The 18,201-nt window shown below is 41.6% G+C and carries 13 protein-coding genes; 7 read left to right on the top strand and 6 right to left on the bottom strand.

The window, feature by feature from the left end:
* From RM049_RS21815 to RM049_RS21830, 4 genes are all read right to left on the bottom strand, one after another.
* Nucleotides 1-1,763: NB-ARC domain-containing protein (locus RM049_RS21815; RefSeq protein ID WP_322705698.1), on the bottom strand; the 1,763-nt coding region annotated here is incomplete at its 3' end.
* Nucleotides 1,764-1,790: 27 nt separating this feature from the next.
* Entirely contained in the window at nt 1,791-3,719 is a 1,929-nt protein-coding gene (locus RM049_RS21820) for an ABC-F family ATP-binding cassette domain-containing protein (RefSeq protein ID WP_322705653.1), read from the bottom strand.
* A 72-nt stretch (nt 3,720-3,791) separates the two neighbouring features.
* Complete coding sequence (locus RM049_RS21825) at nt 3,792-4,208, bottom strand: DUF1824 family protein (protein ID WP_322675311.1); 417 nt, start codon at nt 4,206-4,208, stop codon at nt 3,792-3,794.
* 269 nt (nt 4,209-4,477) lie between these two features.
* Complete coding sequence (locus RM049_RS21830; RefSeq protein WP_322675310.1) at nt 4,478-5,326, bottom strand: prohibitin family protein; 849 nt, start codon at nt 5,324-5,326, stop codon at nt 4,478-4,480.
* Nucleotides 5,327-5,471: 145 nt separating this feature from the next.
* On the opposite strand from RM049_RS21830, the gene RM049_RS21835 reads away from it, so the two are divergent.
* Both RM049_RS21835 and RM049_RS21840 read left to right on the top strand, forming a co-directional pair.
* Nucleotides 5,472-5,654, top strand: a complete 183-nt coding sequence (locus RM049_RS21835) for a helix-turn-helix domain-containing protein (protein WP_322705654.1) — start codon at nt 5,472-5,474, stop codon at nt 5,652-5,654.
* A 347-nt stretch (nt 5,655-6,001) separates the two neighbouring features.
* Nucleotides 6,002-6,841, top strand: coding sequence for a DUF928 domain-containing protein (locus RM049_RS21840; RefSeq protein WP_322705655.1), 840 nt, complete (start codon nt 6,002-6,004; stop codon nt 6,839-6,841).
* 39 nt (nt 6,842-6,880) lie between these two features.
* Here the strand turns inward: RM049_RS21840 and RM049_RS21845 are convergent, their stop codons facing one another.
* A complete protein-coding gene (locus RM049_RS21845) occupies nt 6,881-9,505 on the bottom strand; it encodes a CHAT domain-containing protein (protein WP_322705656.1) in 2,625 nt (874 codons plus the stop codon).
* Nucleotides 9,471-12,308: an S-layer family protein gene (locus tag RM049_RS21850; protein ID WP_322705657.1), complete on the bottom strand. Its 2,838-nt coding sequence runs from the start codon at nt 12,306-12,308 to the stop codon at nt 9,471-9,473. The genes RM049_RS21845 and RM049_RS21850 overlap by 35 nt, the downstream gene beginning before the upstream one ends.
* Nucleotides 12,309-12,595: 287 nt before the next feature.
* Between RM049_RS21850 and RM049_RS21855 the strand changes: the two genes are divergently transcribed.
* The 5 genes from RM049_RS21855 to RM049_RS21875 all read left to right on the top strand — a co-directional run bounded on the left by RM049_RS21855 (nt 12,596) and on the right by RM049_RS21875 (nt 18,166).
* Nucleotides 12,596-12,955, top strand: a complete 360-nt coding sequence (locus tag RM049_RS21855; protein WP_322705658.1) for a hypothetical protein — start codon at nt 12,596-12,598, stop codon at nt 12,953-12,955.
* 148 nt (nt 12,956-13,103) lie between these two features.
* Nucleotides 13,104-13,460: a hypothetical protein gene (locus RM049_RS21860; protein ID WP_322705659.1), complete on the top strand. Its 357-nt coding sequence runs from the start codon at nt 13,104-13,106 to the stop codon at nt 13,458-13,460.
* Between the two features lie 325 nt (nt 13,461-13,785).
* Nucleotides 13,786-14,145: a hypothetical protein gene (locus tag RM049_RS21865; RefSeq protein ID WP_322705660.1), complete on the top strand. Its 360-nt coding sequence runs from the start codon at nt 13,786-13,788 to the stop codon at nt 14,143-14,145.
* Nucleotides 14,146-14,435: 290 nt separating this feature from the next.
* Nucleotides 14,436-16,634, top strand: coding sequence for a peptidase domain-containing ABC transporter (locus RM049_RS21870; RefSeq protein ID WP_322705661.1), 2,199 nt, complete (start codon nt 14,436-14,438; stop codon nt 16,632-16,634).
* Between the two features lie 29 nt (nt 16,635-16,663).
* A complete protein-coding gene (locus tag RM049_RS21875; RefSeq protein ID WP_322705662.1) occupies nt 16,664-18,166 on the top strand; it encodes an HlyD family efflux transporter periplasmic adaptor subunit in 1,503 nt (500 codons plus the stop codon).
* Nucleotides 18,167-18,201 lie beyond the last annotated feature (35 nt).

The following is an 18,201-nucleotide window of genomic DNA, read 5'->3' on the forward strand; positions in this document are numbered from 1 at the left end:
TCTGGTGGCAGTTTCTGGGCTAAGGCACTCAAGGCATTGGCACGAGAATGCTCATCCTGAATCGCCCTGGCAGCAGCAAGGGCTTCTGGCAACAACTCTGGTGGCAGTTTCTGGGCTAAGGCACTCAAGGCATTGGCACGAGAATGCTCATCCTGAATCGCCCTGGCAGCAGCAAGGGCTTTTTGCAGTGCTAATTCTTGAAGATTTGGTGTTAAATAATTAACTAGTTCTACCAATGAATTGACTTTCTCTTGTGATTCTGGTTTTTGCAGAGCATAAGCTAGTCCTTGTTCGGAAGTCCACATCTTGTTTTTGACCAACGCTACCAGCAGATTTGCTGATAGATTAGCTGCCAAACTATTCATCGATGCAGTAATCAAAGCATAACGACACTGCAAGCTTAGTGTTAATTCAGTCCGATTCACTTCTGCTAGTTCCCAGGCACAAGAAATATCTGTAATGTAACCGCCAGTTTGTGCCAATTTGTCCCGCGCTTCATACCAGCCATTGCTTCCAGTTGCAGACTCTTCCCGCAATAACTGGTGAATCTCTTCTAACTGTCCAGCCTTTTCCAAATGCCAAACTAAACGCTGATGAATGTAACCATCATTGGGTAAAGTATGCCATAAACCATTCTGGGTTTTCTGCCGATACTTCTTTAAAAAAGCAGCGTGAACATCAGCAAGGTTTAAACCCAACCCAGCCAAATCTCCTGGGTGCTTTGGCTCAGAGGGAGCAGTTAACAAATTACAAGCTAAATCGTGGAATAAGTCATGTAAGCGATAGGTAGGCATACCATCAGCAAGCGGTACTCCTGTTAATAGCAATGCTTTATTCCGTAAATATTGCAACATCTTGGCAGCATCACGCTTATCCATCTGCCACAGCGTTGCCGCCATCATCTTATTAATGTTGACATCCTCCGGTAATACCCCTAACCAAGAGAAATGCTGCTGCTTTTCTGGTGGCATTCTCTTGACACTCAAATTTAATGATGCGGTTAAACTCAGGCGTTTTAAACTAGCCTCATCAGTAATTTCTTCAGCTTCCGGTCGGTCAAAACTTGTTAATCTGGCTACTTCTTGCTGAATATCCGCCAATAGTTCATTCCAAGTCGTACCACAGGCAACTTCGGCGGCTGCAAGTTCCAATGCTAGGGGAAGATAACCAACACCTTTGGCTAAATTTTCGGCTGAGTGACGTTCTGTGCCAGTAATCTCGCGTCTTAATTTCTTCGTCAGCAATTCCATTGCCTGTTCTGGTTTCATTATATCCAGACTGTAGATGCTGGCTGCTAAGGCATCGGCAATATGACCTTCACGAGTAGTTACTAAAACTTGACAACGCGCCCCACCAAAATTAAATGCTCGTGCATCTTCGGTATTCCAAGCATCATCAACCACCAGCAACACAGCTTTGTCATAAAGCAGAGTCTGTAAATGCATAGAAGTTGCTTCTTGACTTGTAGGTTTAAAGCTATAGTCTCCTAATGCTTGCACCCAGCCACTAAGTAAAGCAAGCACATTGGGTTGTTGACCTAATGTTGCCCAAAGAATGCCATCACAAAAACGAGATTGTATTTCTGCATTATGGGTTAAAGCCGCAGCTAAAGTAGATTTGCCCACCGAACCCAAACCGTGAATCGCAGTAATTACTAAAGTGCGACTATCAGACGATGAACCATTTAAAAGACGAGTTTTTAAATCATCGCTATACTCTGGGCGTTCTACGAAGTATGTGGGTAAAGGTGGCGCTTGAAATATACTTGTGTGGCTTGCTAGCTAGTAATTTCAAGACTCTATTTCAGCTAATTCTAACCAGCGTTCAGTTGCTACATCGATCGCGTGCTTAAGATTTTCCACCTGATTATAGAGTTTTTGCACTTCGCTATAATTCCCCGGTGAGACATTCGCCAGTGTTTTCTCGGTTTCCGCTTTCTGGGCCTCTAACTCGGCAATTTTACCTTCCAACTGGTCAAATTCTTTCTTTTCCCAATTCGATAACCTCCGCCGCTTGGTATTCTCTACCTGTTTGGGTGAAGCCGCACCATTTTGGACTTCGGCATTTTTGGGTTTCTCTTTAGCGTTCGCAGCTTGTTGCTGTGCTTCTTCAGCCTTTTTATAGTCCAGATAAATCGAGTAATTACCTGGATATTGCCTCAGATTACCGCCTTCTTCAAAGGAAAATACTGTGTCGATGGTGCGATCGAGAAAGTAGCGATCGTGAGAAACTACAATTACACACCCGACAAAATCTTCTAAATAATCCTCTAATACTGCCAATGTCTGAACATCTAAATCATTTGTCGGTTCATCTAAAATTAAGACATTGGGCGCACTCATCAAAACCCGCAACAGAAATAAACGGCGTTTTTCCCCACCCGAAAGTTTACTAATTGGAGCATACTGTTGATTACCAGGAAACAAAAACCGCTCCAACATTTGCGAAGCAGTAATTTGAGTTCCATCGGTAATTTTGACAAATTCTCCTTCTTCTTTGATATAGTCAATCACGCGCTGATTTTCGTTTAAGGCTGTGAGCAATTCTTCCGAATGCTGGTTAAAATAACCGATGTGAACTGTAGTACCAATTTCTGCAATACCTGAATCTGGCTTAATCCGTCCAGTAATGATATCCATTAAAGTGGATTTACCAGCACCGTTAGCGCCAATAATGCCGATGCGGTCTTCTGGACTAAATTCGTAGGTGAAATTATTAATCAGGGTGCGTCCATTGTATGCCTTAGAAATGTTATCTAACTCAATAACCTTTTTCCCAATCCGACGACCGACTGTCGAAATATCAACTTTACCCTGAACTTGTTTAAATTCAGTATCCCGCAGAGCGTGAGCGCGGTCAATTCTCGCTTTTTGCTTGGTACTTCTAGCTTTTGGCCCTTTTTTGAGCCATTCCAACTCGCGGCGCAACAAGCCTTGGTGTTTGCGTTGACTGCTGACGGCAGATTCTTCAGCTAAAGCTTTCTTTTCGAGGTAATATGAGTAGTTACCTGTATAGGTGTAAATGTCGCCTCGGTCGATTTCAATAATCCGGTTGGTAACGCGATCTAGAAAATAGCGATCGTGGGTAATCAGAAACAATGCGCCTCGATAGCGATTTAAATAACTTTGTAACCATTCCACAGAAAGAGCATCAAGATGGTTTGTCGGTTCATCCATGAGCAAAGCATCTGGTTCTGATAGCAAAGCTGATGCTAAAGCAATGCGCTTGCGATAGCCTCCAGATAAAGTACTTATCTTGGCATCAAAGTCAGAAATTCCTAATTTTGTCAGAATGATTTTGGCATTAGTTTCTAATTCCCAAGCACCAGTCGTATCCATGTGTTGCATCACCACAGAAAGGCGAGACATCAGTTGACTATCATCTGGATAGTGAACCAATTTATCAGAAAGTTCTTCATACTCGCGTACTAAAGCCATGTGTTCGCCACTGTCAGCGAAAACTTGCTCTAAAACTGTATGATTTTCATCTAAATCTGGCTGCTGCGGTAAGTAGATAATTTTAGAACCGGAATTAATTAAAATTTGACCGCTATCAATGGATTCTAACCCAGCGATCATTTTTAATAGAGTTGATTTACCTGAACCGTTAGTACCAATTAATCCCACTTTATCGGTAGCATCAAGGCTAAAGCTAGCATCTTTTAAAATTTCCTTGATACCAAAGTCTTTTTTTACTGATTGTAGTGTAATAATACTCATAAGATTGAAGTCATTAATTATTTTTCATTAGTGAGTAGGTAAGGTATTTGCCTTACCTACATTCGCAAAACTCTATACAAATAAGTCCAAGGGAAGGTGTCCATACATTTCGTTGATTCCATCTTCGTCATAAGACTGGCAAGATACTAATACACCACGATGATGTCCATCATAGGAATCAAGATAACACAAGCCGTTTTTGCCATTTAATTTGATATAAACTGGCCCTTCGGGTGTAAGTAAATTGTTTGGCGGTTCATAACCCAAAGCCAGAGAATAGGTTTTCATTGCCAATATTCCTTCTTCTGCCGTATCAGCACAAATTCCTAAAATTTGGTAATCAGTAAGCTTGGTGAGCAAAATTAAGGCATTACGAATTACTACTTTTTCTGATGAGTTGAGGATAGGGGCAATGTCTAGACAGTTGAATTTGTTCAGTAATTTTTTCGCTTCTTCGGCAGTGAGATTTTGAGGATTGGAGGTTGACATAAACTTCGACTATTATCTGGTTAGCTTTTCTGTGGTGTTTGAGTTGGGACTAGTACCGCAAGGCAAAAGTCAAAAGTCACTCATGCTTGAATTTTGGGCTTTCTGGCTGTAATGAAATAGAACGTTTCCACTGACCTGTACTAACCCAACTTATACCATTTTGGATTTTAGGTTTTTAATTGGAAATAGTCCAATGTATTGGAGAATTTGTCTGAGGTCAGAGCAAATTCCATAATTTTAGACCTGGCGGTCTCATGCCCACTTCCCTTTTACGGTTGATTTTGGACATTCCCAAGGTTGAATATAAAGGGTACGCCATTTTTTGAGTCATTACCCATAACCAAGACTTTCGGCATCTGAGCGCCGCCAGTCTTCCAAGCTTCAATGGCTTCTTTTTGCAGAACTAACTGCCCTCCTTGGGCTTTGAGTGTCTCTGCTAAAAGTCTTTGAGCTTCTGCCCTACCTTTGGCGCGATTCACGTCTGCTTGCGCTTCTTGTTCGGCTTCCCGTGCTACATAAACGGCTCTTTGCGCCCGTTGTTCAGCAATTTGTTTTTCTTCAACTGCTCTGGCAAATTCTGGTGAGAATGCTAAATCAACTACGCTAGTATCTAACACAATTATCCCATATTTGTCTAAGCGATCGCCTAACGCATTATCGAAGTCTTCTTTTAACTCACTTCGTTTGGTAATCGCTTCTTCTACTGTTCTTCTAGCTGCGGCAATTTTAAATGCTTCTTGTGTCTGAGGGGCAATGATTTTTGAGACAATATTCTCTAATGTTCCTTGTTTTCTTCTAACTTCAACTACCTTTATCGGATCGAGGCGAAAGTTAATTGCAAATCTTGCAGATAAATTTTGCAAATCTTTAGTGGAACTCTCTGCTGGTACTTCAAATTTTTGCACCGTTAAATCATATACATCTATCACGGTGATAAAAGGCGGTTTTAAATGAATACCTTCCAATAAAGCGCCATCTCTGGCTTTACCCAAGATGCTGATTACTCCTGCTTGTCCTGGGTTAATAATGATAAAGGAATTTAGCCCAATAATCACCAGTATTGCTAACACAATTCCCAAAACTGTGGTTTGCCAATTACCCAATTGCTGATTTTTCAAATTCCCCTCTCCAATATTTAGTTAGTCATACCAATTCTATATGAGGCTGCATAGAAATATAGAATAAAAAACATGGAAGATTAAAGAGCAAAAGCAAACGATGGCACGTCCTTTCAACGTATAAATATCGGAGAGTGCTGAGTATTTGTCCAAAAGTCTCAAGAAGGCTCGCACAGCTTTTGAAAAAGAACGTTTACAAATGATGTGGTGGATAAAAACAGAACAAGTTAGACAGCATAAGGAATTAAGCCAACGACTGGGTAGAGATGGCTCAACCGTAACAAGGTGGTTACAAAAGTATCGACAAGGATTTTATGCATCTTCATAGAGAATTGGTATGAGTAGCAATTCTCTATGAAGATGCATAGAAAAGAGCTTCTAGGATAAAATTATAAGAAGAGGCAGAAATCACCTGCTCAAAAGTAAGTTGGTCGAATAATTCTTAGATGCGATCGCGTAATACCAATGCTGTATGAAGATGCACATAAAAAGACCCCACTGTAGTCCCCTCGATGCCTTGGGGGGACGGCGTAGCCGGGGGGTAAATATATGTAGCTTCAATTCAAATAAAATGCGATCGCATACAAAAAAAATGGTAACGATCGATTTCACCAAATGCTACGTTAACCTTTATGATGACGATAGCAACAAGCAAAAATCGTACCTATTAAGTCAATGAAATGGATCTTAACAACTGCTTTGATTTTGAGCAGCACTACTCAATATTCTGCACAAGTAATAGATCGAGCTAAACAACCAACTACTAATAAACAGCCTGCACAACCAGTTAAAACACCTGCTTCACCTCAACAACCTACTTCTCCACCAGTTTTTATTTTGCCAAAAGCACCTGCTCCATTAAGTCCTGTATCTGGGCGTAGAACAGGAATGGGTAGTCGAGATAATTGTCCTGCGGTTTCGACCCCGCTCACTGCCTTAGTACCATTTCAAGAGGAACAAAAGGTTGGCAAACAGACAAACAATTCAATTATCGGGACTGTAGAAGGACTAACCACTTTAGAACGGCCTACGTTTTGGTTTTACATTCCCTACACTAAGAATTTGTCTAATTCAAGTGCTGAATTTAGCTTACAGGATAGCGCCGAAAATGATGTTTATAGAAATGCGATCGCCCTACCTTCAAAGCCAAGCATCATTGGTATTTCTCTCCCTAGTACTGCTTCATTAAAAGTAGATAATACATATCGCTGGTATTTCAAAATACGTTGTAACCAAGAGACAGCAAGCATTCCTGTATATGTAGAAGGCGACATTAAAAGAATCAATTTAGATGTTCGTCTTATGCAACAATTAGCAGCTGCAAATGAGCCTCGACGAAAGATTATAATCTATGCTGAAAAAGGGATTTGGTTTGATGCTTTAAATATGCTAGCACAAATACGTGTTTCTAATCCTAATGATGCATCTCTTAAAAAAGATTGGCAAAGTTTATTGCAATCCATCAATCTAGATAATCTTACTATGATGCCTCTAATAAAATTACCAAGCCGTTAATAATTTCATATCCAGTAAAGTATCTATAAGCCTAGATTTCTACAACCAATTACCAACTATAACGTAGGGTGCCCAGTACATCGGACGGTTATATTCAGGAGCTTCAAGTAATTTTAATTGAGCAAAGCGTAAAGCTTTTGCTGTAGTTTTACCAGTCACTAACTGGCGGTAAAATTCCTCAATAAATAAAGTTGTAGAGTTATCGCCAATTTGCCATAGTGAGGCTAAAGTACTCCGCGCACCAGCACGAAGAGCAACTCCTGCTAATCCCAATGCAGCTCGGTTATCTCCTGCTGCTGTTTCGCAAGCACTCAAAACAAGTAATTCAACTGGTTCTGTTAGTTTTTGCTCTCTACTTTTGAGCAAACTATCTAATTCACTCACATTGATGCGTCCATCAGCTGCTAGGATAAAAGTGTCTTTTGCTTTAGAGCTAAATTGCCCGTGAGTTGCCAAGTGAACAACTCTAAAAGGTTGAGCGTTGATGGTTTTCCCTAAATTTGTACTGGTAAAATTTTTATCCAATAATGTAGTTGTCGATACGCCTGATTCCTGAATTAATTTCAGTTCAACTTTAACGTTGGGAAGTGGTGCAAAATTTTCATTTTTGGGTGGTTGCGATAGCCCTCCAGCAAGGGCATTTAATTTTTTTTGTCCTAGAGGTTTGGGAGTAAATAGTTGCAGTCCAGGGCTAATAACTACAGAGTATTTTTGGACTAAATACTCTCTGCCATCATATAATGCAGACATTGGGATATTTTGCAATAACCCATCTGGAATAAAGACTAGAGTATTAACTTTACTATTTTTAAGGTCTGTTTCAACTGGTTTAATTAACCAGTTATAAAGTTGTTGAGAAACTGCTTGAAATTGCAGATTAGCATCAGGTTCGACTATTGTCTTTCGTATTTTTGTAATAACTTGCTCTACTTGCTGACGATTAACTCGAGAAGTTTTATGCATCAATATTTGATTAGGAAGTTTGATAATAATTTCTAAATGGTTATCTAGAATAATCGGGTAGAAAATAGCAGTATACGGGTTGTCACGGTCTACTACTTTGTCCAGTACCACAAATTGGTTGCTCAAGCAAGCTTCTCGGAAAAAATTGTCGAGTTCTGCAACTTGCAAGGCTTCTATTCGCTGACGTGCTTTATCTAAATCTGGTTTTCCTTGTCCTTTCTCTTGTAAAAGCAACTCTACAGACTGTCGATAAAGAGGTTCTATGCGATCGCGAAAATTGAACTGTACCTCTCGATTAACCGCAACTAAATCGCTGCGAAGAGATTGAAGAGTTGTTACAGCAGTATCATAAGCAGATATAGCGGCTGGGATATTTCCCTGTGCTTTGAGCAAGCGCCCTAACTGCCACTCAAGGCGATAAGCTATATCTGAGGCATCAATTTTTTGAGCCAGAAACAACCCTTGCTGCGTCAAATCCTGTGCTTCTTGCCATTGTTGGTTCTGCTCGTAAACTTCTCCCAAGCTGCCTAGTGCATAAGATTGGGCACGTTCATCGCCGATGATTTTGGCTTGTTGAACGCTAGTTGCCAGAATCTCTGCAATGTCTTTTTTATTAGCAATTGTGGTTAGAGTCTGAGCAAAATTGATTTGTGCATAAATACCAGCTTGATTGCTAGGCAGATTGGGGAGTTGAGATTGGATTGTGGGTATTAATGACTTTGCTTCAGTGATGCGTTCGTTTTCGACCAGCAAACTCAGCCGATTAATCAGGGCTTGAACTTTGGACAGAGAGTTTGGTGCAATTTTGGCAGCATTTTCATAATGAGCGATCGCATCTTTAATATTACTTAACGACCTAGCAGTATTACCGAGGCTAAATTCTGTCAAACTAATTTCTAGAGGCAGTTGCAGACGTTGAGCGATTTCTAAGCTTTGTTGTAAGTTTTTCTGGGATGACTCTAGTTCGCCTAATTGTTGTAAGACATTGCCAAGCGATCGCAAAGCTGTTACTTTTACGGGTGAGTCAGGTTGGGAAATTAATTGTTGGGATACTTCATTCAATATATCTAAGCTACGGCGGTAAAAACCAGCAACTCGTAGAGCTTGTGCTTGGTTAATCCGGCTGCGCGTTACTCCAGCATTGTCACCTAATTTCTTCCAAATTTGCTCTGCTTCTTGTGATGTTTTCACAGATGCATCAGTTTGTCCCTGTGATAGTTGCAATTCGCCCTGAATATTTAGAGTTGGTGCCAGAATTTCTAACAATTCAGATTTTGGATTGTTGACATTTAACTTTTGATTTATCTCATCCCAGCCAAGTAAATTTAAGCTACTGTCAATAGTTGCATAAGCTTCTTTCCACGAGCCGAGTTGCTGGTATACAACAGAGAGATTAGTCAGCGCTGCGGCTTGTGCGAGGTTATTGCTTTCTTGTTGATAGATACGGACAGCTTGTTGTAAAATAATTACGGCTTCAGTAAAGCGTCCAGCTTGATAAAGTGCTTCTCCTTGCTCAAGAAGTTGCTGTGGTTTTGTCGCTGGGGGTTTATTGGTTTGGATGTGAAACCCGTTTGGTGAATTTATTTTTTGTTGTTGAGCGAATGTGCTAGGGATAATAGTCAGGAAAACAGCAAGGGTAAATAGGAGTACGGGAGTTACCGCAAATCTAATTATTCGCTTTGGCAGCTGAAATTTTGCCATATTTCACACCTCCCTGAGATACAGGACAGGAAGCAGGTGTTTGCCAAGAACTGTGGGGGTTGAGTTGAGGAACTTCTGCTACTAATTCTATATTTCCCTTGCGATCGATTACCCAGCCAGAAGCTTCCACAATTGGAATTGTAGCAGCAATGGGAGTAGTTGAAACTGCTGTTGGTTGTGGTAAAGGCGTTGTGTTTGCCAAGTTTTCTGATTTTGGTCTTAATTTTACCCACGCAGACACAGTACTTGAATCTTGTAATGGTTCAGTGGGACTCATGGGTAGTCCGCCGCGTCCTGTTGCTACAAATGTATTTTGGAATTGCCGAGTTCCAGGTGTGCAGGCGGTGGAAATTTGCCTAGAAGCATCAACTAGATTAATTGGGAGTTCGACTAAACCGTTACTAGGGTTTACACCAGGTGGAGTAATTTCTATATTGCCGCTTAAATCAGGCGTTGCTCCTTTGGCGGTAATATCACTTGTGTTTGGGGAAGGCTCTTTTCTAGACTGGATGCCAAAGAGGCTTTGAGTATTTATTTTGACTCTTCCACCACGAAAGTCAGTGGAATTGGCAGTGATATCACTGTTTTCAAAGGCGGCAAGAATATTGGTATTGATGTTAATATTGCCACCGATGACATTTTCTCCTCTGGCGTTAGTCGTGATATTGCTGCCACGACCTAGTAATAATAAATCTTTCACTTGCAAGGTGATAGTTGCCTGTGGTTGATTGGGATCAGTGTTGATGCTGCGCGTGTTAGCGGTTAGGATGGCATTGTTGTTCAAACGGATAGAGCGAGCATTCACGAATAAGTTGCCTGCAATTCCTGTTCCTAGACTTTGTACAAACACTCCCGCTTCATCTGTAACCAACAACTGTTGAGCATTAATTGTCAAATCTCCCGCCGCCCCGGTTGAGTTTCGTGTAGTACTGGTAAACAAGCCACTAGGAAAACGTTTTGTAGAATCTTTGGTAGAAACTTCGGCAGAAGTACCAATTACTTGCACAGTATCAGCATTTACCGTCAAATTTCCCCCCTTGCCTGCACCTGATGTGCCAGTACTCACTTGTGCCCCATCCCGTGCTGTTAAAATTTTAGTGTTAATCGTCAAATTTCCTGCATCCCCTGTTGAATCTGTATCACTATAGATAGCAGCAGGAAAGCCACTCAGTTGTACTATGTCAGCTTTAACACTCACATTTCCTCCTCTACCAGCACCTCTAGTGGCAGCACCTACTCCACCCTTTTGAAGGAGCAATTTTTGGGTAGTAATTGTTATGTCTCCTCCATTACTTGGACTTTTTCTACCAGCCCTTGCACCAGTAAAGATTAATGCTCCATCTTGCACTAGCAACTCATTCGAGTTAATCGTTATGTTACCCCCGTTTCCAGTTGCACCTATATCAGCATTGGCAAACAAGCCGCCAGGAGAACCATCAACAGCATTGCTACCCATAACTTCTACAGTATCAGCATTTACTGTCAAATTTCCTCCCTTACCTGCACCGAATGTGCCAGTGCCAACTTGTGCCCCATCCTGTACTAGTAAGGTTTTAGTGTTAATTATCAAATCTCCTGCATTTCCTGTTGCACCTTGGTTCTGAGTAGTCAAATTACTAGAAGAACCATCAACAGTATTGCTACCAATAACTTCTACAGTTTCAGCATTTACCTTCAAATTCCCGCTTGAACCTGCACCGAATGCGCCAGTGGCAACTTGTGCCCCATCCCTTACCAGCAATTCACGGGTATTAACAGTTAAATTCCCCCCATTGCCCAGTGCTTGCGATCGCACCCTATTGAAGACATAGCTCCCTTCGCCTAGAACTTTTATTTCCCCTGTGGCATTAAGCGTAATATCTCCCGCAAGAGAATTAACTGACCCCAAATTACTTCCGATTCCAGCACTGATTACGCTTCCGTCCAAAACTTCTAAATTCCGGGCGTTAACTGCAATGCTACCACCATCAACAGCTTCTACATGTACACTAGATTCGTTAGCTAAAGAAACATCTGCTCGTGCACTTTCAGCAGGAAAGCCCAAGCGAAAGTTGTTACCATCTATTTGAAGCGCTACAGTTCCGCTTGATGTCAATCCTCCCAACTCGACTCGACCACCATAAGCATTCAATTGACCATCATCCATGTTGACATTGCCGCCTACTAGCAGCAAACTCTTTCCATCTTCAACACGTAAACCAGATACTTTAAAACCTGCTGGATCTTTTCCTGCTGGCGCAGTTGAACTATTTTGAATCGGGGAAACCGCCATTTGATTGAATAGTAAGGCATTTGGATTTACTGTTAACAAGGGTGAAGGTGCTTCTGGATTCGAGGCGCTGAAAAATCCAAAATTGCCAAACTCAAGGGCATTGGCTGTTGTGGCGACAAAGGAACCGCCGATGTTCAAACTAGCATTTTTACCAAAAATAATCCCATTGGGATTAATCAAAAACAGATTGGCTGGGCGGTTAGATTTGATTAAGCCATCAATCTCAGACTTAGACTTACCTGTTACTCGTGTCAAGATGTTCTGAATATCGGGTGCATTATTGAAGAAAGCAGTACTGCCATTAGGAACAGAGAATTCTTGAAAGCTGTGGAACAGATTAGCACCTCTTGTGGTTCCACCCTCAATAATGCTGGTATTGCCCTCTAATTTCACGTTGGAACTATTTGGCAGAGTGCCGTCTGGGGTGATTTGGGCAACTGAGATATTTGCATTCAAGGCGATCGCGATCGCACTGACAATTACAATTCCTAGACCTTGTAACCAGTCCAAACGTTTAGATATCTCAGACATTGCACTCTCCTATTAAAGAGGAAATTCAGCGAGTCCTCAATTAAGAGTATAGGTGTCAGGGCGATCGACTTATGCATAAGAGAGGATATTACCAAATTGGCACTGCTGAATCAAGTGAATAAAATCATGTAACTGCTACCAATTAAAAATTAGAAGGTCAAACTAGCCCAAAACGCCTGATTCCTAACAGTGAATAAACGAAAATACTGCTACCAATTAAGAATCAGAAGGAAGAAAACAAGCTTACCTTCAGTTCAAACCCCAATTTAAAACTCAGGGGAAAAACAATGTCTAACATCAATAACCACGGAGTCGATATGAACAACCAGCAAATCAAAGACCTCTACAGCATCGAAGTTGTACAAGACCTTTCCCATGAAGCCGCTGCCACTATTAGTGGTGGTGCCTTAGACCTTTCCGACGGCAGCAATGGTGATGGAGCGCGGCGAAATAATATCGGACGTGCAGTAGCCAGTTTCCGCAGCTTTAACAATAAAGCATCTTGGTATGAGGTGACGGGTAGAAGAGATTGGATTGTCTACACTGGTGTGAATTTCACAGGTAAATCAAGGCGTCTGCAAGCAGGTACAAAAGGTAACTTCACCGGTACCTTTAACAACGATATCGCGTCTGCCAGACCTGCATAATCAGCTATCAGTTATCAGAAGGCAAAGCTAAAAACCTCTTATTCCCAGCCGTAAATAGACGAAAATACTGCTACCAATTAACAATCAGAAGGAAGAAAACAAGCTTACCTTCAGTTCAAACCCCAATCTCAAACTCAGGGGAAAAACAATGTCTAACATCAATAACCACGGAGTAGATATGAACAACAAGCAAATCAAAGACCTCTACAGCATCGATGTGCAAGACCTTTCCCATGAAGCCGCTGCCACTATTAGTGGTGGTGCCTTAGACTTTTCCGACAAGAAGGATGGTGAAGGAGGGCGGCTAAATAATATCGCAAACGCACGACGCAGTTTAGGCAGCTTTAACAATAGAGCATCTTGGTACGAGGTGACGGGTAAAAGAGATTGGATTGCCTACACTGGTGAGAATTTCACAGGTAAATCAAGACGTCTGAAAGCAGGTACAAAAGGTAACTTCACTGGTCCTTTTAACAACGACATCGCGTCTGTCAAACCTGCATAATCAGCTCTGGTCTATTTCATACCGTGTACTCGAATCCTTCAAAACTTAAAAGAGAAAAGAATGCTCTCACATAAGCTTTTAGCTGAGTAACATTCTTCTCTTCCAGTTCGTAGGGGCGAGGTCGTTTTCGCTCCTACTTTTTCATTCATATCAAAATAGCACAAATAAACATAAACGGTGTTAACAGTTATCAGAAGGCAAAGCTAAAAAACCTCTGATTCCCAGCCGTGAATAGACGAAAATACTGCTATCAATTAACAATCAGAAGGAGGAAAACAAGCTTAGATTCAGTTCAAACCCTAATCTCAAACTAAGGGGAAAAACAATGTCTAACATCAATAACCACGGAGTCGATATGAACAACAAGCAAATCAAAGACTTCTACAGCATCGAAGCTGTACGAGACCTTTCCCATGAAGCCGCTGCCACTATTAGTGGTGGTAGTCAATTATTCTTAGGGGATATTAGTCTTAAGGGGATAACGCTTAAAAAAGCAACACGCAGTTTACCCGGCTTCGCAAGGAATAAAGCATCTTACTACGTGGTGGCTGGTAGTGGAGATTGGATTGTCTACAGTGGTAAGAATTTCAAAGGTCAATCAAGGCGTCTGGAATCAGGTACAAGAGGTCGCTTAGGGCCTCGTTTGTACATGGACATCGAGTCTGCCAGACCTGTGAAAAACTGAGTCTGTTAAACCTGGATAATTAGCTCTGGTCTATTTCATACCGTGTACTCGAATCCTTCAAAACCTAAAAGAGAAAAGAATGCTCTCACATAAGCTTTTAGCTGAGTAACATTCTTCTCTTCCAGTTCGTAGGGGCGAGGTCGTTTTCGCTCCTACTTTTTCATTCATATCAAAATAGCATAAATAAACGTAAACGGTGTTAACAGTTATTAGGTAGGAAACGGACTCGTCCACCCCTTGTTCGCTGCGGCTGGTACTGTTAACTGCGGCTGTTACTGATTTTTTAAACAATGAAATACCACAGCATATTGCAACACAGTGAAGAAGATTGTGGTGCAGCAAGCCTAGCCACGATCGCCAAATACTACGGACGCACCTTTGCCCTCAATCGTGTGCGAGAAGCAGTGGGCACGGGAACGCGAGGAACTACACTATTAGGTTTAAGGCGGGGAGCAGAAACCCTGGGATTCCATGCCCGTCAAGTCCAAGCTACCCCAGAACTGCTTGAGAAATTAAATGAAGTCCCCTTACCAGCGATCGTTCACTGGAAAGGCTACCACTGGGTAGTGTTATACGGGAAAAAGGGGAAAAAATATGTTATCTCTGACCCTGCCGTTGGCATCTTGTACCTCACCTCCCAGGAGTTAATCGCGGGTTGGAGTGATGGTGTGATGTTGCTGCTGATGCCAGACGATAGCCGCTTCTATGAGCAACCAGAAGATAAAATTGGCGGCTTTGGGCGCTTTATTGCCCGTGTTATGCCCTATCGCAATCTTTTGGTTCAGGCGATCACTATCAACTTCGCGATCGGGCTGTTGTCCCTGGCTTCCCCTTTAATGATGCAACTCCTCACTGATGATGTGCTAGTGCGGGGAGATACCCAACTGCTAACAACGGTGGCAATTGGCGTCATTGCCATGAACCTAATTCAAAGTGCCATTGGTTTGGTACAATCTCACCTGATTGGTCATTTTGCTCAACGGTTGCAATACGGACTAATTCTAGAATACGGCCGAAAACTGTTGCGCTTACCCCTATCATATTTTGAAGCACGCCGCAGTGGGGAAGTCGTTAGCCGGATTGCAGATGTTCATACCATCAATAATCTAGTTTCCGAAATTGTCCTTGGTTTACCCAGTCAATTTTTTGTGGCTCTGGTTTCCTTGGGTTTCATGCTCTTCTATAGTTGGCAACTGACTCTAGCTTCCCTCGCCGCCTTTGCGATCGTCACTTTTGTTAACCTGCTTTTTCTTCCCGCCTTGCGCCAAAAAACCCGCAGCCTCATCGTTAAAGGTACAGAAAATCAAGGCTTTTTAGTCGAAACCTTTCGTGGTGTTCAAGTCCTAAAAACCACCCAAGCTACAGAGCAAGCTTGGCAAGAATATCAGACAAATTTTGGTCGCCTTGCTAACTTAGACTGGACTACGATGAAGTTGGAGCTTTACAGCGGCACAGTCACTAGTATTCTTTCCAAATTGACGAGTATTAGCATACTCTGGTTAGGTTCTAGCTTGGTGATTAATCAGACATTATCTATCGGTCAACTGCTGGCGTACAGCGGTATGAGTGGTAGCTTTCTTGAATTTTTAGAATCAGCAGTCGGGCTAATTGATGAATTTATCACTGCTCAAATTGTCGTTCAACGCTTGACAGAAGTGATAGATTCTACCCCAGAAGATGAAAATGACTTTAAAAAACCTTGGGCAGAAATTCCTGGCAATGCAGATATTAGTTGTTCTCAAGTTAATTTTCACCATCCTGGTAGAACTGACCTGTTAGAAAACTTTTCTTTAACTATTCCTGGTGGTAAAGTAATAGCCTTAATTGGTCAATCTGGCTGTGGTAAAAGTTCCCTTGGTAAATTAATTACTGGCTTATATCAAGTCCAATCTGGTAACATTCGTTATGGCATATACAACCAGCAAGATTTATCTTTAGAATGTTTGCGACAGCAAGTAGTATTAGTTCCCCAAGAACCTCATTTTTGGAGTCGTTCGATTGTAGAAAATTTTCACTTCAGTTATCCCAACATGAGTTTTGAGGAGATAGTCAAAGCTTGTCAAATTGCTGGTGCAGATGAATTTATTAGTAAATTACCCGATAAATATCAAACTGTTTTAGGCGAATTTGGTGCAAATATTTCTGGTGGACAAAGGCAGAGATTAGCTATAGCTAGAGCAATTATGACTGACCCATCTGTATTAATTCTAGATGAATCTACAGGCGCTCTTGACCCAGTAAGTGAAACCCAAGTTTTGGATAGATTACTTAATCACCGTCAAGACAAAACTACAATTATGATTAGCCATCGTCCTCAAGTTATCAAACGGGCTGATTGGATTGTATTGCTTGAAGATGGACGTTTAAAAATTCAAGGAACTCCAGAAGAATTACGTCAGATACCTGGAGAGCATTTAAGCTTTCTTGATGAGATTTATTCTTCTAATAATGGTAATGGATTGAAATCTTCTTTACTTTTTCGGAATTAGTTTAGGTATTTTAGAGATATTTATAACTCATGATTAGTAAGTCTCAAACAAATTTTTTACCCTTAGTTCAAGACAACGAGTTTCTCCCACCAATTAGTCGTTGGACTACATTTGGCGGACTATTTATCGTGTTTGCCTTGGCGTTAGCTGTTCCTGTGGCTGCGGTGGTTAAATATAAAGTTACGGTGATTGGACAAGCGGTTGTGCGTCCTGCGGGTGAATTGCCAATTGTACAGGCGGCGACAGAAGGACAGGTAATGCAGATTTACGTCAAAGAAAATCAAACACTGCAAAAAGGAGATAAAATTGCTACTATTGATGACTCTCGACTGCAAACTAAAAAAAACCAGCTGCAAACTAATATTCAACAAGCTAGGTTACAACTAATTCAAACCGTTCCCCAAATTAATGCAATCGATAGTCAAATTCGAGCCGAAAGCGATCGCACTAATCGGACTATCGCCTCTGCTAAAGCTGAATTGCAGGGACGCGATCGCGATCATCAAGACAAAAAAATTACCAGTATCACTGAACTTCAAGAAGCATCAGCCAATGTCAAAATGGCTCAAGAAGAATTATATGCAGGTCAAGCACAGTTACAATCAGCATTAGCTAATCTCCACGCAACTGAGGCGGCTTTAGGAGCAGCGACATCAAAGCAGAACCGATATGAAAGTGCCGCTAAACAAGGGGCATTATCCCGCGATCAACTAGAAGAAGTACAGTTGGCTGTCAAACAACAACAACAAGCCGTACAGGCGCAAAAAGCAATTTATAAGGCCCAAGAAAAAACAAATGAACGGCTAAAACAAGCTGTGAATGGGGCTATTGCTAAACGCGATCGCGCTCAAGCAGTTCTCAACCCAAGCAATGCAGAGGTAGCAATGGCGACTGAACGCATTGCTCAAGAAAAAGCCTCTGGGGAAGTAAATAAAGCATCTTTAGAAAGAGAACTTCAAGCACTTATAAAACAGAAAATTGAAACCCAAAAACAATTAGAGCGCGATACTAGCGAATTCAAGCAAGCTGAAATTGACCTGAAACAAACTACTATTACCGCTACAGCAGACGGGATTATTTCCAAGCTCAATTTGAGAAACCCCGGTCAAACTCTCCGGGCTGGGGAGGAAGTTGTCCAAATTGTTCCTAGTCATGCACCTTTAGTTATCAAAGCAGCTGTCGGTTCTGAGGAAAAAGGTAAGATAAAAGTTGGTCAAAAGGTGCAAATGCGAGTTAGTGCTTGTCCTTATCCTGATTACGGTACTCTCAATGGCGTTGTCAATGCGATTTCCCCGGATGCTGTTAGGTCGCAAAAAAACGATGCTGATGCTGATACGAACTCTATCCCAAAAGCAACTGCTGTAGGTGCTTTTTACGAAGTCACAATTGAACCAGAGAAACTTGCTTTAGGTCGCAGTACAAAGAAATGTCAAATTCAATTGGGTATGGATGGCAGAGTTGATATTATTACCCGCGAAGAAACTGTACTGCAATTTGTGCTCCGCAAAGCAAAATTAATGACGGATTTTTGAAATCGTCAATCGCCAAATTGACGTTATTTTTCAGT

It is taken from the genome of Nostoc sp. DedQUE04 (genome assembly GCF_034530995.1).
GTDB lineage: Bacteria > Cyanobacteriota > Cyanobacteriia > Cyanobacteriales > Nostocaceae > Nostoc.